The sequence below is a fragment of the Kordia zhangzhouensis genome (assembly GCF_001005305.1).
Classification (GTDB): Bacteria; Bacteroidota; Bacteroidia; order Flavobacteriales; family Flavobacteriaceae; genus Kordia; species Kordia zhangzhouensis.
On the sequence record NZ_LBMH01000004.1, the window covers coordinates 373,515 to 398,946 of the forward strand.

Annotated in this window: 9 protein-coding genes; 8 read left to right on the top strand and 1 reads right to left on the bottom strand. The window is 33.8% G+C overall.

Annotation, left to right across the window (positions count from 1 at the left end; genetic code table 11):
• Positions 1-125 precede the first annotated feature (125 nt).
• Complete coding sequence (locus AA088_RS08055; RefSeq protein WP_046744439.1) at positions 126-884, top strand: ThiF family adenylyltransferase; 759 nt, start codon at positions 126-128, stop codon at positions 882-884.
• Here the strand turns inward: AA088_RS08055 and AA088_RS08060 are convergent.
• Positions 881-1,639, bottom strand: a complete 759-nt coding sequence (locus AA088_RS08060; protein ID WP_046744440.1) for a response regulator transcription factor — start codon at positions 1,637-1,639, stop codon at positions 881-883. The genes AA088_RS08055 and AA088_RS08060 overlap by 4 nt on opposite strands.
• A 694-nt stretch (positions 1,640-2,333) precedes the next feature.
• Here AA088_RS08060 and AA088_RS17605 point away from each other — a divergent pair.
• From AA088_RS17605 to AA088_RS08095, 7 genes are all read left to right on the top strand, one after another.
• Positions 2,334-3,020, top strand: coding sequence for a hypothetical protein (locus tag AA088_RS17605; RefSeq protein WP_052752825.1), 687 nt, complete (start codon positions 2,334-2,336; stop codon positions 3,018-3,020).
• Between the two features lie 162 nt (positions 3,021-3,182).
• Complete coding sequence (locus AA088_RS08070) at positions 3,183-3,704, top strand: UpxY family transcription antiterminator (protein WP_046744441.1); 522 nt, start codon at positions 3,183-3,185, stop codon at positions 3,702-3,704.
• A 13-nt stretch (positions 3,705-3,717) separates the two neighbouring features.
• Positions 3,718-9,282 (top strand): non-ribosomal peptide synthetase, encoded by a 5,565-nt coding sequence (locus AA088_RS08075; protein ID WP_046744442.1) that lies wholly within the window; start codon positions 3,718-3,720, stop codon positions 9,280-9,282.
• A gap of 40 nt (positions 9,283-9,322) precedes the next feature.
• Positions 9,323-12,640, top strand: a complete 3,318-nt coding sequence (locus AA088_RS08080; RefSeq protein WP_156168496.1) for a non-ribosomal peptide synthetase — start codon at positions 9,323-9,325, stop codon at positions 12,638-12,640.
• A 132-nt stretch (positions 12,641-12,772) separates the two neighbouring features.
• Positions 12,773-14,371: an MBL fold metallo-hydrolase gene (locus AA088_RS08085; RefSeq protein WP_046744444.1), complete on the top strand. Its 1,599-nt coding sequence runs from the start codon at positions 12,773-12,775 to the stop codon at positions 14,369-14,371.
• A 30-nt stretch (positions 14,372-14,401) separates the two neighbouring features.
• Positions 14,402-20,926, top strand: a complete 6,525-nt coding sequence (locus AA088_RS08090; RefSeq protein WP_046744445.1) for a non-ribosomal peptide synthetase — start codon at positions 14,402-14,404, stop codon at positions 20,924-20,926.
• A gap of 91 nt (positions 20,927-21,017) precedes the next feature.
• The gene (locus tag AA088_RS08095; RefSeq protein ID WP_046744446.1) at positions 21,018-25,430 is read left to right on the top strand and encodes a type I polyketide synthase; all 4,413 of its coding nucleotides are present in this window, start codon (positions 21,018-21,020) and stop codon (positions 25,428-25,430) included.
• Positions 25,431-25,432: the final 2 nt, after the last annotated feature.

The window sequence follows — 25,432 nt, forward strand, 5'->3', positions numbered from 1 at the left end:
ACTATCTTCTGACGAAAGAATTACATGTTAAATTCAAAGGGAAATTTAGTGAAAAAGTAAAACCTACCCTTTTGTGTAGCGAATCATTCTGTACACAATATTAATTTTGAATAAAAATCATCAAAATGGAAGATAGATACTCCAGAAATAGAATCTACGTAACGCAAGAAGAACAAAAAATCATCAAAGAATATCCTATAATTTTAGGAGGTTCTGGTATTGGAAGTGCCATTGCTGAATGCGCTTTGCGATTAGGTTTTGAAAATATCACAATCATTGATGGAGATCAAGTGGAAAAGTCAAACTTGAATCGCCAAAATTATACTGAAAATGATATTGGTGTAGACAAAACAGAGGCTATTAAGAAAAGATTATTGGCGATAAATGCAAATGCTAATATAAAGGTACACAGTACGTTTTTAACAGTCGAGAACGCAGAAAGCTACATTAAAGGTCACAAAATTGCAATCAACGCTTTAGATTTTACAACGGAAGTTCCTTTAATTTTTGATAAACTATGTCAAGAAAATAATATTCCTGTATTACATCCTTATAATCTAGGTTGGGGCGGATTAGTAACTGTCATCACACCAAAAGGGTTGTTGTTGGACAGTATCAAGAAGACCGATGGAGGCGAAGATTTTAATGAGGTGAATATGGTAGAATACGCCTCAAATTATTTAAAGTTTTGGGGAACTCCTCACTTGTGGATTGATGAAATTATTCAAAAATACAAAGAAGAAAAAGAACAACTCCCACCACCACAATTATCAATTGCTTCGTGGACTGTTGCCGCAATGTGTACGCACATAGCGTTTAATATAGCCACCGAAAAAGAGTATAAAAAATTCCCTGAATTCTATTTATCTACAATTCTAAACTAAATTAATTTATTATTCGTAGCATACGCAATCGCTTCCGAAATATTAACAACATCCAGCTTTTCGAAAAGTTTTCGTCGGTGAAACTTTACAGTATCGGGTGATACAAAAATGGATTCGGCGATTTCATTAATGGTATAACCTCTCGTAGAGAAGAGAAGAATTTCCTTTTCTCGATTGGTTAAGGTAATTTGCTCTGTTGTTTTCCAAAAATCACCTTCCAAATCGTATTTAAATATTTTATTATCTCCTTTTTTATAAATAGCGATATTTCCAGAATTTTGCTCAGCAGAAAGCGAAATAATACATAATGCTTTCCATATTTTTCCCTCATTAGTTAAAAACATAGGCGTCAATTTCTGATTAATCAAGATAGTTTTTCCTTCCTGGTTTTTTAAATGATAATCATAAGAAATTGTGTAGTTTTTTCGTTCTTCAATAGGAATTCGCTCGTAAAACTCAAAGCCCGCTTCATTAATTTTTAACAACAAATTCAAGTCAGCTTCAATTACATATTTAAAGTAAAAAGCATACCCCATTTCTTGTACTTCTTCAGCGGTGTGACCACATAAAAATAATGGATTGTCAGATACGTATTCAAAACCTTTTTGTTGGTAGTCAATGATGTAGATGCTCTTATAAGTAGTTCTGGCAAAAGCTCTAATCGGTTCTAAATAGTTAGCAGTTTTCTGCTGATCGTTACTAGAAATATTGTTTACAGTATTTCTAAACGAAAAAAAGTCATTAACATCGCTCATAGTAAAGTTTTTTACACAACTTTAAACATGCACACTATTTTACAGTAACCATAAAATAGAATAATTCCAATTCAATCTATATAGATTAAACTGAATGCATTATTAAAGCATCATTTCCCTTGTGTCCCTTTTTTGGGTGTTTCCTAATTATTTGTTTCGCTTTTTTAGGTTAAGTCTCTTCTAGTTTTTAGTTATTAAAAAATAAAATACAAGGAGTTAATGAACTCCAGCAATACTATTTAAGTATCATCTATTCTTTTTTTCATGGTACAATAGATGTTAATACTCTACAAAAATGATAGATCAAATAGTCTTCACGTTATAAACATTTAATCAACTTCTTCAAAATTCCAAAAAATAAGGTGAGAAATCGGAGGCATTCATCTCACTTAGAACTTCTCTAAAGAATCTCATTTTCACAAATATATACATTGATGTTTAGATAAACAATTAAACATTTTATAAAAGAGCTAAAATTATCATAAATAGCTTATTAACAGATTTTTAACGTTTAAAAATCCTTGCTAAAAACTGCATCTTTTTGACCTTTTATTTAAGCCCTTTTTAGGGCTTTTTTTTGACAGGAGAACTACCTACACTTTTGTGTAGTTTTCACTATATCAGCACATTACTACACTTTAGTGTAACGAGATAGGGCGTCTTGCCAGATAGTTTTGAATCAAACTTTTTAACCATGAAACTTGAAAGAAACTATCTCGAAAACTTACAAAAAGGTCAATTATTAGACCTTGCAAAATTTATCGTAACAGAAAACTTTAAACATCATTCCGACAATGTTTTGCCACAGGATTATACGAATGATGTAAATTCAATTCGCGATGAAGAAATTAAATACGCAGAAAACTCTCAAATTTTTGTTGTAAAAAATGAAGACAATGACATCACGGGAGCAATTAGAGTATTAAAGTGGAACTATTCTGATATATTGCCAATTCAGAAAATGTTCGGAATCAACCCATTACTTGCAATTACAGACTATGATGTAAACGAAATTTTCCATATTGGACGATTTGCTATTCAAAAAGGATCAAAAGATGTAAACCTTTTTAAAAAATTAATGGTGTGTGCTATTGCTCCAGTTTGTGCCAATAAAGGAAACATTGCATTTGCAGAAATTGATAGCAAATTATTACGTGTTCTTAGACTTTTAGGAATCAAAGCTTCTGTTATAGGAGAGTCAATTGAATATTTAGGTTCTGAGACAATTCCTGTAGCTTTTACATACGAAGGATTGATCGATTTCTTCAATAAGAACAAATCATTAGTAGCTCCAGAAAAACTGACCAACAACTTAGTGTCTACAAACCTACCTGAAAGTGTAGTTTCAGAAGAAGTAACATACAACTACTCTTTAGTGTAGCGACCACAAGCGCGTTAGCTTGTACATTTATATTATCAATTAAAAAGCATACCCGAAGACCTTCAAAAGTCAATTTTGACGAAGGAATTCAAAATTATTTAATACTAACGAAAAAGCTTCATGGGACTGAGGGAAGCGAAGCTGTATCAAAAAACTAACACTATGAAAACTACTTCTAAATGGCATGTACTTTACGTAAACTACCGCTGGGAAAAGAAAGTTCACGAACGTATTCAAGAAGCAGGTGTAGAATCTTTTTTGCCACTTGCTAAAACTGTGAGAGTTTGGAGCGATCGCAAGAAAGTTCTTTTAGAGCCTTTGTTTAAATCGTATGTATTTGTAAACGTTAAATCGCCTATGGATTTCCATAAAGCATTATCTGTTGACGGAGCTTGCGCGTATGTGCAATTTGGAAGAGAATATGCTATAGTGAGAGATCACGAAATTGAACAGATTAAGCTCTTAGTGGGAGATGATGAAATATTAGATTTAACTGCCTGTACAGAATTGCCAGCTGTCGGCGAAGAGAGACGAATTATTTGCGGCGCTTTAGAAGGATTAAAATGTGAAGTGCTAAAAGCAAAAAATGCCAATAAAATTTTAGTTAGAATAGATTCCCTTCAACAAAACTTAGTTGCCACTATACCATCTTATTATTTAGATAAAAAAGCATTAACAGCATAACAGTGTACAAACCATGAATACAATAGAACAGAAACTTACTACCGATTACTGGATTCAAAAAACTAAGAACAGTACTCCAATTGCAGAAGAAACATTTGTACCGGCTACCACTAGTCGTGTACAAATTTCTGGTGATGAATTAGCATACTTTGCTAAAATTACATCTCAAAATCCAATGGCTGAATATACTATACTTTTTGCCATGTATAGTGTACTTACGCAACGATATTTTGAAACTTCTGATTTTATCTTCACGACCAAGCTTGGACAAAAAGAAACTCCTCTTTTGTTCAAACAACCAAATTTAAATGATAAAGTTTTCAAGACTCTTTTACAAGAAACGAAAACGGAAATTCAAGAAACATATAAATACACGCAATTTGGAGCTGATTTTAAGTTGAAAGACCAATTCAAAAACTATACTGCATTTGGATTTAGTTATGGTGAAACGACTTATAACTTGCCATTTATGCTTCACGTAGCAAAACTAAATGAAGGGTTAGAAATTTGGGTTTCATTTTCAGAAGATTTTACAAAAGAAGCAATTGCGACTCATTTTGTACAGAATGTAAAACAATGGATTGTTAATCTTGAAAAAAATATTGCTGCTAAAGTAGCAGCAATTGCAATTGTATCAGAAGAAGAAGAGCAGTTAATTGTACAAGGTTTTAATGACACAGCTTTAGATTTTCCTCTTAATCAAACAATTGTAGACTTGTTTGAAAAACAAGCAGCAGAAACACCTAATAATACAGCAATTGTTGTTGGAGACCGAACATTTACTTATGCAGAAGTAAACAAAGAAGCAAATCGATTAGCGCACTATTTAATTGAAACATACAACATTAATATTGCAGATTTTATCGGTGTAAAATTAGAAAGAGATGAAAAGTTAGTAATCTCTTTGTTGGCTGTATTAAAAACAGGAGCTGCATATGTGCCAATTGATAAGAACTATCCACAGGAGCGAATTGAATATATTGAAAAAGACAGTAATTGTCGATTGGTTATTGATGAAAACTTACCATATTTCCAAAATACACAAGAAACATATGCTGATACAAATATAGGTGTAGAGAAAGATGCAGATGAATTGGCGTATATCATTTACACTTCAGGAACTACAGGAAATCCAAAAGGTGTAATGATTACCCATAGAAATGCGGTTGCTATGATTTATTGGGCTTTTGCTGAATTTGCAAATACCAATCATGAAATTGTATATGCGGTTACATCTCACTGTTTTGATCTTTCTGTATATGAAATATTCTACACGTTAGCTACAGGGAAAAAAATACGTGTATTGCAAAATGCATTAGAGATTCCATACTTCATTGAAAAAGATGAAAATATCTTGATTAATACAGTGCCTTCTAGCATGCGTAACTTGTTAGATAAGGAATGTAGCTTGCAAAATGTAGTAGCAATTAACTTAGCAGGAGAGCCATTTCCAGTAGATATTGCCAATAGACTTTTAGATACGACTACAGCTGAGATCCGCAACTTGTACGGTCCGTCAGAAGATACTACATATAGTACATACTATCAACTATCTAAAGGAAATGATTACAGTACTATTCCTGTTGGAAAACCTTTATTAAATACACAAGCGTATATTTTAGATCCAAACTACCAATTAGTGCCTGTTGGAGTAGAAGGTAGGTTATATCTTTCTGGATTAGGTGTAACAAAAGGATACCTGAAAAGACCAGAATTGACAGATGAAAAATACGTGATCAATCCGTTCAATACGGCTGAACGTATGTATGATACAGGTGATCAGGCGAAATGGATGCCTGATGGAAATATTGCTTTCTTGGGAAGAAAAGATCATCAAGTAAAGCTTAGAGGATTTAGAATAGAGTTAGAAGAAATAGAAACGGCAATCCAACGTTCTTCCGAAGCAATTCAGCAAGTAGTAACTATCGTAAAAACACATTTAAACGAAGAAGTACTGGTTGCTTATTACACTGCTACGCAAGAAGTTGATAAAGCGGAATTAAGAGCAACGCTAACATCAAAATTACCAGGCTATATGGTGCCAAGTTATTTTATAGCGTTGCCAAAAATTCCTCTAACGCCAAACGGGAAGTTAGATAGAAAAGCATTACCAGAAATTGATGCGTCTAAAGTAGTTAAGGAAAACTATGTAGCGCCGAGAAATCAAACAGAGGAAACCTTGGTGAAAATTTGGGAAGACATTCTTGGTGTACAGGAAATTGGCATCAAAGATCATTTCTTTGAATTGGGAGGACATAGTTTAATGATCTCGCAAATGATTAATAGAGTTCACAAAGACATGGATAAGCGTATTCCATTCAAGATTTTCTATACCAATCCAACCGTAGAGAGTTTATCACAATCTTTACTTGACGAAACATTTACTAAAATTGAAGCTGCCCCACAAGCAGAAGCGTATGATTTGTCACCATCACAAACACGTTTTTGGTTATTGCAAAAAATTCAAGGGAAATCAAAAGAGTTTAATATCTATAACTCGTTCAAAATGCAGGATGATTTAGATCATTCTATGTTTGAAGAGGCATTCAATATTTTTATTGATCGTCATGAAGTATTACGAACTGCATTTGTAGAAGTAGATGGATTACCAAAACAACAAATACAACCATTTGCACCAGTAGTAGTTCCTTTTTATGAAGTGACAAATGCTGAAACAATTAAAGAAGCTGTTTTTGATCATGCTTTTGATTTTGAAGAAGGAGCATTGTACGAAATTGCTATAGCAAAAGATGCTACAGGAACATATCTGTTTTTCAATATGCACCATATTATTGGAGATGGTTGGTCATTGGAAATTATTTCGAAGGAGCTCATGGAAATTTATGATGCGATTGTAAATGGAAAAGCTCCTAACTTAACACCAATTACAATACATTATAAAGATTATGCAAACTGGCAAAATCAATTATTGGAAAGCCCAGAATTAAAAGCACAAAAGGAATATTGGGAAGAAAAACTAGCGGGAGACATTCCTTATATACAATTGCCAACAGATTTTACACCAAAAGCGAAGAAGGCTGATAGTAAATCTGCTTTTTATACAGTGTATTTGGATGCCACAATGCAAGAAAACATTAAAAAACTAACCTCTCAGTATAAGATTAGTGCGTTTTCTGTATTTGCAGCGGCGCTTAAAGTATTAATCAATCGTTTAACAGCTACAGAAGATGTGGTAATCGGAATACCTGCAGCCAATAGAAATCATTACCAATTAAAGGATATGATAGGATGTTTCTTAAACACATTGATGTTACGAGATACATTACAAACCAATGTTACTTTTGAAGAGTTCCTTTTACAAGTAAATACAACATTAACAGAAGCATTAAGCAATCAGAATTATCCATTTGAATATGTATTAGAAGACATTAAAGCTGCTAAAGAACGTGATCGTTTTCCAATCAGTCCAGTGTTTTTGAATATGTTAGACTTTGATGCTAACAATCAAGCAACTATTGAAGACTTTACACCAAAAAGCGGCATGTTACATACACCACCTAAGTTTGACTTTGAATGTTATTTAAAAAGTTATGCGAATGGTTTTGTTATGAATTGTGTATATAATGAACAACTTTTTACACAAACAACTATTGCAAGTTGGATGGAAGCTCTAACGAGTATTATAGCTCAAGCAGTTAAAAATACAGCTATTCAAATCAGTCAGCTTTCTCTATTTGAAACGTTTACAGTTTCTGTAAAAGAAGAAAAACCAACCAATGATTTTGAAGTATTTGCAAGTGAAGATGTTACCAAAACAATTGTAGCACGTTTTGAAGCTCAAGTTGATAAATATCCAGCTAAAATTGCGGTTCATGCTAAAGGAAAAGATACAACATATCAAGAGTTAAATAATCATGCAAATGTCTTGGCGAGAGCTATTTTAGAAAAAAATACGGCAAATGCAGTTGGTTTATTGCTTACGCATGATGAAAGTTGTGTGACAGGAATGTTAGCAACCTTAAAATCAGGCAATGCATATGTTCCTATTGATGTAAATAATCCAAATAGTAGAATTCAATTCATATTAAATGATGCTCGTTGTAATGTGTTGGTATGTAATAATGAAACGTATGCCAAAGCTCTAGAGATTCAACAGCAAATGTCAAATTTATGTGTAATCAATAGTGAAACTATTAACACACAGGTTGATACCTCAAACTTACAGATTAACATTGACCCGTTAAATGAAGCATATATATTATATACTTCTGGATCTACAGGAAAGCCAAAAGGAGTTATTCAAAATCATAAAAATGTGTTGCATTACATTCGTGTGTACACGAACAATGTTCATATTTCTAAAGAAGATAACTTAAGTGTATTCTCTACCTATACATTTGATGCTTCTGTAAAAGATATATACGGAGCAATTTTAAATGGAGCTACTGTTAGCATGTTTGCAGTTGCCACCGAAGGATTAGAATCGTTGGCAGAATGGTTAAAAACACAAAATGTAACCATTATTCATATGGTGCCAACTGTGTACAGATATTTCATGAGAAGTCTTGGAGAAACAATACTTTCTACGGTTCGTTTGGTAGACTTGGGAGGAGAAGCATGTTATTCTTCAGATATTGAATTATTCAAAAACCATTTCCCAAAAGATGCATTTTTAGTGAATGATTATGGTCCGACTGAAGCAACCATTGTTTCTCAAAAATTTATCTCTCATAATTCTAATATTACAACTAAAAATGTTCCATTAGGAACATCCGTAACAGAAACAGAAGTATTTCTTTTAGATGAAAATAATCAGAAACTAGGAGTATACGGAATAGGAGAAATCACTTTCAAGAGCAACTATTTATCACTAGGATATTTAAACAGAGAAGAACTTACACAAAAAGTATTCATTACAGATGAAGAAGGAAATCGTATGTATCGCTCAGGAGATATTGGAAGATTATTACCAAGCGGAGAAATTGAATTCTTACAACGAAAAGATACACAAGTAAAACTTAATGGAGTTCGTATCGAGTTGTCTGAAATTGAATATCAATTAGAAAAAGTTCCTGCAATTTCAAAAGCCATTGTAATGTTGAAGGAATTGCATGCAAATATGCACATTACAGCATATATCCAAAAGGAGTTTGATATCACAAATGAGGAAATTAATAAAGCGTTAAAAGAATCATTACCAGCATACATGTTGCCTTCTGTGTTCATTGCGGTAGAAGAATTTCCTCTAACGCGGACAGGAAAAATTGATCGAAAATCACTTCCATCGTTACGTTTCTCGGATGTAAAAGCAACAGCTTATGTAGCTCCATCGACGGAAGTCGAAGAAAAATTGGTATCGCTATGGGCAGAAACTTTACAACTAAAAGAAGCTGTTATTGGCGTAGAAGATAACTTCTTTGAATTAGGCGGAAACAGTTTGCAAGCAGTAATCTTAATCAATAAAGTAAATAAATTCTTTGAAACGTTCCTAACGATTGAGTATTTGTATGACACGTTAACCATTCGCGCTTTAGCAGAATTGATTGAATTTTCAATTCAACAAAAGCATATGGACATCATCAACCAAGATGTAGATCAAGACGAATTTATTCTCTAAATCTAAAGAACAATAAAAAATTCTTTAAAAACCAAAGACCTTGAAAAAATCACTTTTACATAAATTAAATTTTCGTGGTGTTAAACTAAATTTTGTGAATGGTCAGTTAAAAGTCAATGCGCCAAAAGGTGCATTGACTGATGACCTACTTCAAGAAATTAAGGAAAATAAGGAATACTTACTCAAATTAGTAGCTTCTAATACAAGTATTCCAAAAGCAGCACTTCAGGAAAATTATCCGGTTACACCTGCACAACAACGTTTGTGGATTATGAGCAATTTTGATGGAGGAAATCAAGCTTATAATATCACAAATGAGTTGGAACTAGTAGGAGATCTTGACGTACCAATGTTTTCAAAAGCATTTGAATTGCTTGTAAAAAAACATGAAAGCTTACGTACTTACTTTACCCAAACTACCACTGGCGAATTACGTCAAAATATAACAGATGAGGAAGCGGTTCATACGGTAGTGGAAATTCATGATATTCGTAAGTGTCCAGATCGAAAAGAAGAAATTCTTCAAGCACATTATCAACACAATTTCAACTTATCGCAAGCACCATTGTTTAAGTTGCAAGTAGTAAGAACTACTGATATAAATTTCCTAGTTCTATTCAATTTGCATCACATTATTGGCGATGGTTGGTCATTAGAATTGATTTCAAAAGAGTTGGTAGAAACATACAATGCACTAAAAAAGGGAGAAACTGTTTCTTCAAAAAGTTCAGCAATACAGTACAAAGATTATGCTGTTTGGTTAACAGAAGAAGCACAACAGCAGCAATTATTGCAATCAAAAAACTATTGGTTGAACCGTTTTTCAGCATCACAACCAACATTGGAGTTGCCAACAGTAAAAAAACGTCCAGCAATCAAAACGTACCATGGAGCAACAGTAAATTACACATTCTCTTCCAAATTCAAAACTTCGGTACAAAACTATTGTTCCGAAAAAGGAGTTAGTTTGTTCATGACATTAATGGCAGGAATTAACGGTGTTTTTTATCGCTATACAAACGCTACAGACATTGTATTAGGAACAACTGTTGCAGGAAGGGAACATCCAGACGTTGAAAACCAAATAGGTTTATTTATCAATACATTACCAATTCGAACTACATTTAATGCAACTAAAGGGTTTAATGCTTTGGTCAACGAACAAAAATCTACTTTAGTAGATGCGTACAAACATCAATCCTATCCTTTTGATGAATTGGTAGATCAGTTGGATTTACAAATGGAATTGTCGCGTTCGGCTTTGTTTGATGTAATGGTCATTCTACAAAATCAAAAAACGGTACTTAGTAATATTCCTGAAATGGCAGGTAATATTCGGCTAAAACCTTATCAAAAACAAACACAATTCAGTCAATTTGACATTACATTTTCATTTATTGAGACAAATAATGAATTGCAATTGGCTTTAAACTATAATACAGACATCTATACGGAAGAATTTATACGAAATTTAATTCAACATTTGGATCAATTTATTCAGAACGGAATAGCAAATGATACCCAACCACTCTATGCAATTGATTACCTATCTACTCAAGAAACTTTAGAATTGACGAAAGGATTCAACAATACTGAGCTGGTTTACGACCAAACACAAACGTTGGTTTCACTCTTTCAAAATATGGTTAAAAATGAATCTCGTGAAATTGCAGTTGTTGCTGGAAATGTAAACTTGACATATCAGGAATTGGATGAATTATCTGATCGTATGGCAACTTTTCTATTGAAAGAATTTGAGATACAAACTGGCGATCGTATTGCCATCCAATTGGAAAGAAATGAATGGTTACCAATATCATTATTAGCTATTCTTAAAACGGGAGCAGCTTATGTTCCCGTTGATCCAAATTTTCCGGAAGAACGTAAACAATATATTTTATCAAATAGTAACTGTAAACTGACAATTGATGCGAATACAATAGCGCAGTTTGGAAGCTATACAGATGATTCAATTACTTTAAAATCAGTTGTTTTGCCAAGTGATACTTGTTATGTAATATACACTTCAGGTTCTACAGGGAAGCCAAAAGGAGTAATGTTATCGCACCAAAATGTAACTTCATTCTTAGCAAATACCGAAACTGCATTAGGGTTTTCTGGTAGCAAAACGGTAGCTGCAACTACCAATGTAGTATTTGACATCTCTGTTTTAGAAATCTTTGGAACACTGTGTACAGGAAGAACCTTAGTGCTGTTTTCTTATGACAAATTAATGTCGACAAAATTATTTTTAGAAAAATTACATGCTGAAAAAGTAGAAGTGTTGCAATTAACACCTTCTCGGTTTAGTCTAATTGCAGATCAAATAGATGCGAAAACTTTTCCAGCATTGAAAACAATTTTAATTGGAGGAGAGCCTTTTTCAAAAAATGTATTTGAAAATAGAAAAAAATACAAGGACATTAAAGTACTCAATGTATATGGACCAACAGAAACGACAATATGGAGTACGGTCGCTTCTATCCATGAGGCTGATTCACTTCACGTAGGAGAGCCATTGGCTAATGAAGAAATATACATTTTGTCAGATCAATTACAATTGCAACCCAAATGGACTACTGGAGAGCTTTGTATAAGCGGACATGGCGTAGCGCAAGGATACTTAAACAATAAAGAACTTACGGAAGAAAAATTCATTCCACATCCATATAAAAAAGATGAATATCTATATAAAACTGGAGATGTTGCCCGTTGGATAGAAGGAGGCAATATTGAATTGTTAGGAAGAAAGGATGATCAAATCAAGTGGAATGGATATCGTATAGAGTTGGGAGAAATTGAAAGTGCAATACTCAAAGAACCTTCTGTAGACAATGCAGCAGTTTTATTAAACGTTACTGAAACTCAAAAACAATTGGTTGCTTATGTGGTTGCTAGTGAATCATTGGAAGCAAGTACATTAAGAGACTTCTTAAAATCGGTTTTGCCACATTATATGATTCCTTCACATTATGTGCAACTAGAACAATTACCATTAAATGCTAATGGAAAAATAGATCGTAAAGAATTACAAAAAATACAACCAGAACAAGTAGTTTCAGAAACAGCGTACCAAGCACCGAGAAACGAATTAGAAAACACACTTGTTGAAATTTGGGAAACTATTTTCAAACGTGAAGCTATTGGAATATATGATAATTTCTTTGATCTTGGAGGACATAGTTTATTGGCAATCAAAATTGTATCTGAAATACAAAAAAGACTTCAGGTTCAAATTGAGTTAACAGATTTATTCCTAGAACCAACCATTGAAAAGCTAGCTCAGGAAATAGAGGACAAATCATGGCAACATCAAGCAATTCAAGAAGAATTGGTTTCTGACAGGGTCACTATCTAAAAAATGATCAACACTGTATTTATCCCTAACAAATACAGTTTATATACACCTTATTCACTAATTATTTTTTAAAACCTATCTATCGGATTTTGTATCCGATAGATCAACTAATTCATATAAAGAAGAAATCTTATGGAACAGCAAAATTATTACTTAAAACTAAATGTAGCATTAGAAGCACTTATTGACAGATGGTATGCATGGTCGCACTTGGTTTCTCCTGCAACTGCAGCGATGAATATCAAAGAAAGACACTTAAAAATCATGCAGTCGTATATTAAAAGCCCAAAAACGCATGCAGCAGCCGTAAAAAGGCCAGAAATGTTAGGAGGTCCTTTTATTGATTATGAAGGTGGAAGAGTAGATGAAATTAAAGATTTATATGAAGATACGATAGTAAAGCGTAAAAAAATGCTCGAATTATACGAGTCTATCCACGAATTAAATACAATGTTGCAAAAAAATGCAATCGGATATTCGTTGGATCCATTGTATAAAGAAGTTCCAGAATCATTACAAGGAATGGTTGAATTATATTATGATTTGAACAACCGACCAAATTTCCGCTTTTTCGAATCTTTACTATACAATAGCGAGTTTTATGACGAATCTACACAATCAGTATCATTACAATTAGTTGATGCTGATGATGCACGTTCATTCGTATTGAGTACGCCACGTTTGGATGATGAAAATTTAATTCATCTTGATATACGATTTAAGGATGCATTGATTGATGAATTGTTCAGAATGAAAAGAACGCCAGGAAGCTATACAGACATCATGAAAAAGCTGAACGTAAAGCCAGAGCAAGAAGAATTATTCAAATCCTTTTTTACGACAGAAGCTCCAAAGAAATACGAACGATATACAGGAAGCGGAATTAGAACACGTTACTTTGGTCATGCTTGTGTATTAGTAGAAACGAGTGAAACTTCTATTTTGGTGGATCCTGTAATTAGTTATGATGGATACGAAACAGATGTAAATCGCTACACAATTAATGATTTACCAGAAGAAATCGATTATGTATTAATCACGCACAATCATCAAGATCACGTATTACTTGAAACCTTATTGCAGCTTCGTCATAGCATCAAACAAATTGTAGTACCATCATCAGGAAAAGGTGATGTACAAGATCCGTCGTTAAAATTAATGTTCAACGCAATTGGATTTGACAATGTGATTGAATTAGACGATATGGAAACTATCACTTTAGATCGTTGTACCATTACAGGATTACCATTCATTGGAGAACATTCAGATATTGATATCCGTTCAAAATTATGTTACCATGTAGAGCTTCATAACAAGTTCAGAGTGCTTTTCGCTGCCGATTCGTGCAATGTTGAGCCAAAAGTATACGAGCGCATTCATCAATTGGTAGGAGACATCGATGTATTATTCTTAGGAATGGAATGTGATGGAGCTCCATTAAGTTGGTTGTATGGTCCATTAATGTTTGAAAAACTACCTCGTGAAATGGATCAATCAAGAAGACTCGCAGGATGCGATTACAAACAAGGAGAAGCTTTAGTAGACATTTTTAGTCCTAAAAATGTCTTTGTATATGCTATGGGATTAGAACCATGGTTAGTTTTTATCAGTTCATTAAAATATACAGATGAATCAAAACCAATTGTAGAATCAAACAGATTGGTAGACGAATGTCGTAGCAGAGGAATCGATGCAGAACGATTATTCGGAGAAAAAACAATAGAATACTAATAAACACAATTTGCACATCAGTTACACGTCATGGAAAAAATAAAAGAAATACTTCGTCAGCTTAAAAAAGAGCAGGTACAATTAGTCTTAAAAGGAGATAATATTGAAGTTGTATCTTACAATAACAAATTGACTCCGGCGCAAATCAATCTTATCAAATCTAACAAAGAAGAAATCATTTCGTACCTAAAACAAACAGATGTTAAGGATGATTTGAATTCAATACCTGTTTTAGACAAAGCCAAAAGTTATCGTTTATCTGATGCGCAAAAAAGAATGTGGATTATGTGTCAGTTAGAGTCTTCATCTGTAGCATACAACATGCCGTTGCAAATGCCACTAGATGGAGACTATGACATTGAATTGTTTACACAAGCAATTGATGCGGTAATTGACCGTCATGAAATATTGCGTACCGTTTTTAGAGAAGATGAAAATGGAGAAATCAAACAATGGGTTTTGGATCGTGATGCTTTGAACTTTAAAGTAGATCACTATGCACTGCAAAATGAAGAAAATCCAACGGCGGTAGCACAAACAATCATTGAAAACGATACGTACAAACCTTTTGATTTTGCTAATGGACCGCTAATTCGCGCTAGTATTTTCCAAATTGCCGAAAATAAATACATTTTTTACTATAACATGCATCACATCATTAGTGATGGTTGGTCATTGAATGTATTGGCAAATGATGTGGTACATTATTACACGAGTTTTACTTCAAATTCAGTACCTGCATTACCAGCATTAAAAATACATTACAAAGATTATAGTGCTTGGAAATTAGACAAACAACAAAGTGGAGCAGACGCAAAAGATAAATCATATTGGACAAAAAAGTTAGGAGGAGAACTAACACTATTAGATTTGCCTCGTCAAAAAAATCGTCCTAGATACAAGACGAATAATGGAAATAGCTTACAAACATATTTATCTGCTGAAATCGTACAAAAACTCAATCAGTACAATCAAGATTCACAAGGAAGTTTATTTATCGGGATTCTTTCAACATTAAATGTACTCTTACATAAATACACCAATAAGAAAGATATTATTATTGGTTCACCAATTGCAGGAAGAGACCATCCAGAATTACAAAACCAAATAGGATATTATGTGAACAGTATCGCATTGCGTAATCAGGTAAATCCTTCTCAAAACTTTGCGTCATTCTATTCAGCAGTAAAAGAAACCGTTTTTGAAGGTTTCAAACATCAATCGTATCCGTTTGATCGTTTAGTAGAAGATCTAAACGTGCCGTACGATATGAGTAGAACTCCAATTTTTGATGTTTCTCTCACATTGCACGAAACCATTCATGGGTTAGACACAAATACATGTGTTGATGAAATTACAGAAAAGAAAGGAACAGTAAGTAAAAATGATATTGAATTCCATTTTCAACAAATAGAAGATGTAATCTTATTTAAGGTAAATTACAATTCAGATTTATATACTAGTGAAACGCTTACAATGTTTATGAAGCATTTTAAGCAGTTAATAACAAATGTGTTAGAAAATCCGAATACACCTATAGACGAATTACACTACTTAAATGAAGAAGAACAAAAACAACTCGTCTATGATTTTAATGCAATTACTCTCGACTATGATCGTAAGGCAACTTTACTAAGTGAATTTAATAAACAAGTTGAAGAAAATCCTGAAGTTATAGCCGTTGTTTTCAATCAAACAAAACTTACGTACAAGGAATTGGATGCTTTATCCAATCAATTAGCAAGATGTTTAGTAGAAGAATATGGAGTCAATAAAGGTGATTTTGTCGGAATTCATTTAGATAGAAGTGAAATGTTTCTTGTATCTATCTTGGCGATTTTAAAAGCAGGAGCAGCATACGTGCCAATTGACCCTGCATATCCAAACGATCGCAAAGAGTACATGATTGATGATGCAGGAATCTCTTTACTTATAAGTAGTACAAACTATATGTTTGACTTGGATTTCTACGAAGAAACCATGTTGGCAATAGATGTAGAATTTGAAGCAGATTCTTTCAGTAAGGAAGCGTTAGGAGTAGATGTACAATCAACGGATACTGCGTATATCATTTACACATCAGGATCTACTGGAAAACCCAAAGGTGTATTAGTTCCTCACAAAGGAATTGTAAACACAGCATTGGCAAGTATTCATGCAATGCATTTGGATGAATGTACACGTAGTTTACAATTTGCTTCGTTTTCATTTGATGCTTCTGCATTCGAAATATTCAATGCGTTATTAGCGGGTTCTAGTCTATACATTGCCGATGAAAAAGAACGCAAAACACCTGAATTTCTTGCAGAATACATTGAAGAGAATGCTATAGAAACAGCTACATTACCACCATCGTACTTCAAGTTCATGGATACTGACAAACTAAAAAGTGTCAAAGTGCTAATTACAGCCGGAGAACCACCAGTATTTGAGCAAGTAAAAAAGTTTTTGGCTAATGGAGGAATGTTTTTCAATGCGTACGGACCTACAGAAACTAGCGTATGTAGTTCGGCATACAAAATGACGATTGATACTATTTCAGACGAAACCATTCCTATTGGTTTTCCAATTCCAAATGCACAAATGTATGTATTGGATGAAAACAACAACCTAGTTGCTCCAGGGATTACAGGAGAAATATGTATTGGAGGTTTAGGATTGGCAGATGGTTACTTGAATAGAGAAGAACTTACTGCAGAAAAATTCATTGACAATCCATTTAGAACAGGTGAAAAACTCTACAAAACGGGCGATCTAGGAATGGTATTGCCTAACGGAACTATAGAATTTCAAGGTCGTAAGGACGATCAAGTAAAAATTAGAGGACATCGTATAGAATTAGGTGAAATTAGTGCTAAGCTTGAAGCCAAAGAAGATATTGAAGAAGTTGTATTACTCGTAAACGAATCTGAAGATGAAAAACTATTGGCAGCTTACATCGTCGCTACCCAACCACAAAAAGTATCCGAATTACGTCACTACTTACTCCAAAGTTTGCCAGAATATATGGTGCCAAACCACTTCATACAAGTTGGGGCAATTCCATTAACAGTAAATGGTAAAATTGATAAAAAACTACTATTACAATTAGGAACTGACAAAGTAACCGATGAAAAAGAATTTATAGCACCTCGTACGGAAGTAGAAAAGAGGATTGCTGAGATTTGGGCAGAAAGTTTAAAAGTAGACAAAGTAAGTGCAGATGACGATTTCTTTTTACTTGGAGGACAAAGCTTAAAAGCAACGGCACTTATCAGTACATATGAGCGTGAATTTCAGGTACGTATCAGTTTAAAGCAATTATTTGAAAACACTACTGTTGAAGCTCATGCAAAACTAATTGAAAATGGTCAAAGCGAAACTTTTACAAATATTCCAAAAATAGCAGCAGCCGAAAGCTATGAAATTTCAGATGCACAACGTAGATTATGGGTGCTGAGCCGTTTTGATGGGGCTTCTGTTGCATACAATATTCCATTTTCAATAGAATTAGACATAGAAAACAAAGCAGCGTTCAAGCAAGCTATTTTTACTGCGATTGAACGACACGAAATTTTACGAACAGTTTTCAAAAAAGACGCTAATGGAGAAGTAAAACAATGGATATTACCTGTTGAGGCGCTCAACTTTGAAATCAATGAAATAGATTTTTCATCAAAAAAAGAGCAGTCGGAAGCTATAAAAGCATACATGGCACAAGATGCATTTGAACCATTTGATCTTGAAAATGGACCATTAATGCGAGCTAGCTTGTTGAAAGTAGCTGATTCACAATACGTATTCTATTGCAATATGCATCACATTATTAGTGATGGTTGGTCAATGGAAGTATTAATGAAAAATGTTCAAACGTATTATACAACTCTATTGAATGGAAAAGAAATAGAAGAAAAAGCATTACCAATTCAATACAAAGATTATGCAGCATGGCATTTAAATCAGATTGCTACTGATACATTTTCAAAAGAGAAAAAATATTGGACGCACAAGTTACAGGGAACAATTCCTGCAATCAATTTGCCAACTCAAAAACAGCGTCCGCAAATCAAAACGTATAATGGAAAGATTTTAAAAACAGCGATCAATACACAAACTACAGAAGCCATTCGTGATTTTATTGCGACTAATGGAGGAAGTTTATTTACGTTTGCTCTTGCTGGATTTAATGCAATGATTCATCGATATACTGGCGAAAAAGATATAACAATTGGAACACCAGTAGCAGGAAGAAATCATGCAGATTTGCAAAATCAGATAGGGTTTTATGTAAACACATTAGCATTGCGAAATGAAGTTCATGCTGAAGAAGATTTCTTAACATTTTACAATCGAATCAAAACAGATACAATTACTGATTTAGACAATCAAATGTATCCGTTCGATCGTTTGGTAGAAGACTTAGAAACAACTATTGACACGTCTAGAAGTGCCATATTTGACATCATGTTGATTGTTCAAAATATTGGAGATGTTACTCAAGGAAACAAAAACTTTATTGAAAACAGTGATGATATAGTAACACTAGGAGATACGCGTGCCAAGTTTGATTTATCACTTACGTTAGAAGAGCGTACAGATACAATTGAAGTTCATGTTACATACAATACCGATGTTTATGAGCAAGAGTTAATAGCGCAATTTATCAAGCATTTTAAAACATTTGTACATAAAGCAATCGCAACAACAGATGCAAAAATCAACGAAATTGAATTTATCAGTGATACTGAAAAAGTTCAACTATTAGAAAATGGTTTTGGAGAAATTGTTGCAAATGTAAGTGATACCACATTCGTAGATATGTTTTCTGCACAAGTTGAAAAAACACCAGAAAATATAGCACTTCGTTTCAAAGGAAATGAACTTACTTACAGAGAATTGGATCAACTTTCAAGCAAATTTGCACATTACATCACTCAACAATATCAGATTACAGAAAATGCTCTAGTAGGGTTTGAATTGGAACGAAGTGATTGGACAATTGTTTGTATGCTTGGAATCATGAAAACAGGTGCTGCGTATGTTCCTGTAGATACAAATTATCCAGAAAAACGTAAAAAATTCATTCAAGAAGATAGCGCATATGAACTCTGTGTAACAGAACATATAATTGCAGATTTTGTAGCAGCCAAGGATGCCTATGCAGATACATTTGAATCGTTAGCAAAACCAGAAAAATTGGTATACATGATTTATACTTCAGGATCAACAGGAAATCCAAAAGGAGTAAAAATAACGCATGCATCTCTAGCAAACTATCTCAATTGGTCAAAATCATATTATACTGAAAACGTAACATATCAACCTGATTTTGGATTATTTACATCTTTATCATTTGATTTAACGGTAACTAGCATATATGTACCATTGCTACAAGGAGGCACACTTACTGTTTTTGAAGCATCTATGGAAGTATCAGAAACACTAAAAGCGTACATGGAACAAAATATAGCATGTATCAAACTTACACCAGCACACATTAGCTTGTTAGACAGTTTATCAATTGAAAAAACCAATGTACAATTGGCTATTGTGGGTGGAGATGCGTTGCTTGGTCAACACGTGGAAACGTTACAAAAGTTAAATCCGAACATGCGAATTATCAATGAATATGGTCCAACAGAAACGACTGTAGGATGTTGCGTAGAAGAAGTAACTAACAAAAACGATATTACCATTGGACAATCTATTTGGAATACACAAACTTATGTGTTGAATGAGGCCAATATATTACAACCTCAAGGCGTATTGGGAGAACTGTGTATTAGTGGAAAAGGAGTATCTGAAGGATATAACAATCAAACCTTACTTACGTTAGAAAAATTCGTAACACATCCTTTCCAAGAAGATGGAATTGTATACAAAACAGGTGATTTGGTAAAACAATTGCCTGATGGCCGTTTACAATACGTTGGCAGAAAAGACAACCAAGTTAAAATTCGAGGAAATCGTATCGAATTGGGCGCAATTGAGAGCCAACTATTGGAAAAGGATAGTATTCAAGAAGCTGTAGTTACTGTATGTGTTGATACAAAAGAAGAAAAGCAACTAGTTGCATATGTAGTTTCTAGTACGCAGGAAAACATTGCAGACATTCGTGCGCATCTGGCGGCAAATTTACCAACCTATATGTTACCTGAAGCATTTGTTCAATTAGAAAAAATGCCGCTAACAGTAAATGGTAAAATTGACAAGCGAGCATTGCCAGATCCAATGGAAAATAGTTTGCAAGTAACAACTGCGTACGAAGCGCCAACCAATGAAATGCAAGAAACACTTGCGACATTGATTGCAGGAGAATTAAACAAAGAACAAAGTACTGTAGGAATTCAAGACAATTTCTTTGATTTAGGAATCAACTCTATGAAACTATTGCGAATCTTAGAAGCGTTCAACACAAAATATCAACTATCTGTTAAGCCAGTATCTATGTTTCAATATCCAAACATTAAAAGTTTTGTGAACAGTTTGGATACACAAAAAGAAACAGCGCAAGTCATTTCTAAAGAAGAAGAAAATATTGCTGAAGCTGTTGATGAATTAATAGATCTACTATAAAACCTACAAACTAGCACAAAACAAAACTATTACAATTCTTGTCGTATTGAAATACATACGACAGGAATTGTATTAAACCGTATGAACACTCATGAAAAAAGAAATTAGAAAAAAAGATATTGCCATTGTTGGATTTGCAGGAAGATTTCACGACTCAAAAAATGTTCGTGAATTCTGGAATAATCTGGCAGAAGGGAAAGAATTATTAAAACGTTTCAATGAAGAAGAGCTCTTACAAAGAGGAGTGGATGCTTCTACATTAAACAATCCAGATTTTGTACCTGTTGAATCTATAGTAGAAAAAGCGGAAAGCTTTGATTACTCATTTTTTGGATATACCAAAGATGAAGCAAATGCTATGGATCCACAAATTCGAATGATGCACGAATTGGTTTGGACAGCTTTAGAAGATGCAGGATATAATCCGGATACTTTCACAGGTAAAGTTGGTGCATTTCTTTCAGCTTCAGAACATACCAATTGGTTGGCACATACAGCGACGGTCAATTCTGAAAATGTAAATCCTTTCTTCTTATCACAATTGAGAAACAAAGATTTTATCAGTTCGTTAATTTCTTACAGCTTAAACCTAAAAGGACCGAGTTATCATACGGCGACTGCGTGTTCTAGTTCGTTGGTTTCTACACACATTGCATGTAGAAGTTTATTATTAAGAGAGTGTTCCGTTGCTTTGGCAGGAGGTGTTAGTTTAATGACGCAACCAAGTACAGGATATTTATATCAAGAAGGAATGATTGTTGCAAAAGATGGTCATTGCCGTGCTTTCGATGCAGAAGCCTCAGGGTGTATCAAAGGAAATGGAGGAGGAGTTGTGGTGCTTAAGCGCATGGAAGATGCTATCAGAGACAAAGATCATATCTATGCAATTATTCGTGGAACGGCTACCAATAATGATGGAAAAGAAAAAGCAGGATATACTGCGCCAAGTGTTGATGGACAAGCAAACTGTATCAAACTAGCACAAAATTTTGGAGGTGTACCGTACGAGTCAATTTCATACATTGAAACACATGGAACAGCTACACGTTTAGGAGATCCAATTGAAATTTCTGCATTAAATAAAGCCTTCAATAACGATACAAATCATACTTGTGCGATAGGCTCTTTAAAATCAAACATGGGACATTTGGATGTTGCTGCTGGTGTTGCAGGTTTAATAAAAGCTTCATTAGCATTAAAGAACAAAAAAATTCCTGCATCATTAAACTATACTTCACCCAATCCATTAATCGATTTTAGTGCAGGACCTTTTAGTGTGAATACTGAATTGACCAATTGGGAACGAATCAACGAAGAACCATTACGTGCAGGCGTAAGCAGTTTCGGAATTGGAGGAACCAATGCACATGCTGTAATTGAAGAATTTTTACCAGAAAAAACAGCTATTTCAAAAAAAGAGTTTCAAATATTTCCAATTGCTGCCAAAAGTGAGTCTGCTTTGGAAAATTATCAAAGAGAACTCACTGAATTTATACAAAAAACAGAGGAAAATATAGCAGATGTTGCATACACTCAATCGGTTGGGCGTAAAGGATTTGCAAACAGAACTTTCTTAATCGCAAACACTACCGATAGCACATTGGTAGAAGCATTACAAGAAATTAAAGTTGCAAAAGAAGATGCCTCAACAGTATTTATGTTTCCTGGTCAAGGAAATCAATATTATGGAATGCTCAAAGATGTGTATGAAAAAGAGCCTTTTATCAAAGAAATAATAGATTACGGATTAGATACTTTACAACAATTAACAGGAGAAAATTATCGTGAAATAATTGGTTACAAAGAAGGAGCTGATCGTGAGTTAATCAATAATACAAAATATACACAACCTATTCTTTTCTTGGTAGAATACGCCTTGGCAAAATATCTAATGCATTTAGGAGTGCAACCTTCGCAAATGATTGGGCACAGTTTAGGTGAATATGTTGCAGCCTGTATTGCAGGTGTATTTTCTTTTGAAGATGGATTGAAAATCTTAGTAAAAAGAGCATTGTTGATGAGCCAATTGGAAGAAGGAACAATGTTGGCAATAGGTGTTTCTGTAGAAGAAATCCAATCCTTACTTACTCGAGGAATTGACGTAGCTGCGGTAAATACTAGCAATACTTGCATCGTTTCAGGAGACAACGACCACATTAACATTTTCAAGGAAATTTTAGAAGACAGAGAAATTCCTTTCTCTGAACTCAAAACATCACATGCGTTTCATTCATACATGATGGACGATATGTTGGAAGAATTTGAAGCAGAATTAAAAGCAATATCATTGCAAGTTCCTACAATTTCATTCATCTCTAATTTAACAGGGAAAGAAATTACAACAGAAGAAGCAACAGCAACAAATTATTGGGTACAACATTTACGTGAAACAGTACGATTTGCAGAAGGCTTGAACGCTATCAAAATACCAGAAACAAGTATTTTTGTGGAGGTTGGACCAGGAAAATCCATGCGCTCGTTCTGTAAGCAAAACCAACGAACTAGAAATAGTGAAACAGTTGGTACGATGCGTCATATAAAAGAAACACAATCTGATACATTAGAACTAACAAAAGCTCTTGGAAATTTATGGTGCAATGGTATTCAAATTGATTGGGAACGTTATTATGAGCATGAAACACGTTGTAAAGTTTCAATACCAACATATCAATTTGATTATTACGCTTTTGATTTTACTGTAGATCCTTTTTCAGACATATTCTCAAAAAAGTTTTCAGAAAAAACAGTATATCCTTACAAAGATTGGTTTTATCATAAAAGTTGGAAAAAATCGGTTCTTACTACAGAAAACCAATTTGATGCAAAAGATGGAATATTATTATTTACCGAAAAAAATGCACTGTCAAATGTCTTAAAAAAGAATTTCATCACAGAAAAACAACATGTGTATGAAGTATACAAAGGCAAGCGTTTTGAAAATTTTGACGAATTACAATTTGGAATTCTTCCTAACGAAGAAACAGAATATACCCAACTTTTTAACACCTTGGCTGCGCAAAATATTACTTGCGGGCATATAGTGTATAATTGGAACTTCAAAGGAAAATCACAGGAAGCAATTACCAACGGATTCAAACCGTTATTGCATGTTTGCAAAGCATTGATTAACTATCAACCAGAAGTTCGAAAAAAATTGACCATTGTCACAGATTTTGGAAACAATGTTATTGGAACTGAACAACAAAACATAATTGCTACAACGGTCTCAACAATTGGAAGTGTATTAGCGCAAGAAAATGCAAATATTGTTACACAAACAATTGATGTTGATATAGATAAAACTTGCCCAGAACTTCTAAAATCTATTTGTGATGAGCTTAATTACAATAAAATTCAAAGCAATGTAGCTTATCGAAATGGTCAGCGATGGGTTGATTTTTATGAAAATCTACCAATTGTAGAAAAGCCAACTACAAATATTAAGGCAGAAAATGTTTATCTCATTACAGGCGGTTTAGGATTTTTAGGAAGAACTCTAGCAGCACATTTAACGCAAAAGTTTGATGCGAAAGTAGTGTTAACAGGAAGACAAGAATTGCCAGAAAAGGCACAATGGGATTCGTATGAACTAAATGATGACTCTGCAGTAGCGAAAAAAGTAAGAATACTCCAAGAGCTAACAAAAGAAGGAAAACAAGTACACTACTATGCTGTTGATTTAACCAATGAAGAAGCGCTTGCGGAAACCATTGCAAAAATAGAAACAAATGTTGGTGCGATTTCTGGAATCATTCATGCAGCAGGAAATATTGACAATCAAACATTCAAATTCATTGAAAATATTGATGATGAAAGTATCCAAGCTCAGTTTAATCCAAAAATACAAGCCACACAAAATATAGCTAATGTATTTGAAAATAAGCCATTAGATTTTGTTTGGTTAGCGTCTAGTTTGGCATCAATATTAGGAGGATTATCCTATGGAGCGTATGCAACTGCCAATCGTTTTATGGATGCATTTGTACAAGATCGTACAAACTGGATTGCTGTGAATTTGGACGGACTTGGAAAAGGAGCTATGGAAACGTACCAAATTGTAGATGTATTTGAACAAACAGTACATTACAAATCGCTTCGTCAATGTGTAGTGTCAATGAAAAATCCAAACGCAATTCTTGAAGCACAGTTCAAATCGAAGGCAATTGAAGAAACCATTGAACGTAACGTAAAAACAGCAGCAAAGAAAGCGAACTATGTAGCTCCTCAAACGGAAACGGAAACAAGTTTAGCTAAAATTTGGGAAGACTTTTTCGGGTACGATCATATCAGTATAACAGAAAATTTCTTTGAATTAGGCGGTGATTCCTTAAAAGCAATGACGCTTATAAAACGAATTCACAAGCATTATAATGTTGAAATAAGTTTACTAGACTTTTTCTCAAAACCAACAATTCAAGAGCTATCAGCTGAAATTGATATTACCCTGCAAATCAGCAAACCAACCATAGAAAACGAAAAAAGAACCAACGTAATAAAAATATAAAA

Bases quoted from the DNA above. Each gene is read 5' to 3' on its own strand.
- AA088_RS08055 (WP_046744439.1), top strand. From the start codon at position 126: ATGGAAGATAGATACTCCAGAAATAGAATCTACGTAACGCAAGAAGAA.
- AA088_RS08060 (WP_046744440.1), bottom strand. From the start codon at position 1,639: ATGAGCGATGTTAATGACTTTTTTTCGTTTAGAAATACTGTAAACAAT.
- AA088_RS17605 (WP_052752825.1), top strand. From the start codon at position 2,334: ATGAAACTTGAAAGAAACTATCTCGAAAACTTACAAAAAGGTCAATTA.
- AA088_RS08070 (WP_046744441.1), top strand. From the start codon at position 3,183: ATGAAAACTACTTCTAAATGGCATGTACTTTACGTAAACTACCGCTGG.
- AA088_RS08075 (WP_046744442.1), top strand. From the start codon at position 3,718: ATGAATACAATAGAACAGAAACTTACTACCGATTACTGGATTCAAAAA.
- AA088_RS08085 (WP_046744444.1), top strand. From the start codon at position 12,773: ATGGAACAGCAAAATTATTACTTAAAACTAAATGTAGCATTAGAAGCA.
- AA088_RS08090 (WP_046744445.1), top strand. From the start codon at position 14,402: ATGGAAAAAATAAAAGAAATACTTCGTCAGCTTAAAAAAGAGCAGGTA.
- AA088_RS08095 (WP_046744446.1), top strand. From the start codon at position 21,018: ATGAAAAAAGAAATTAGAAAAAAAGATATTGCCATTGTTGGATTTGCA.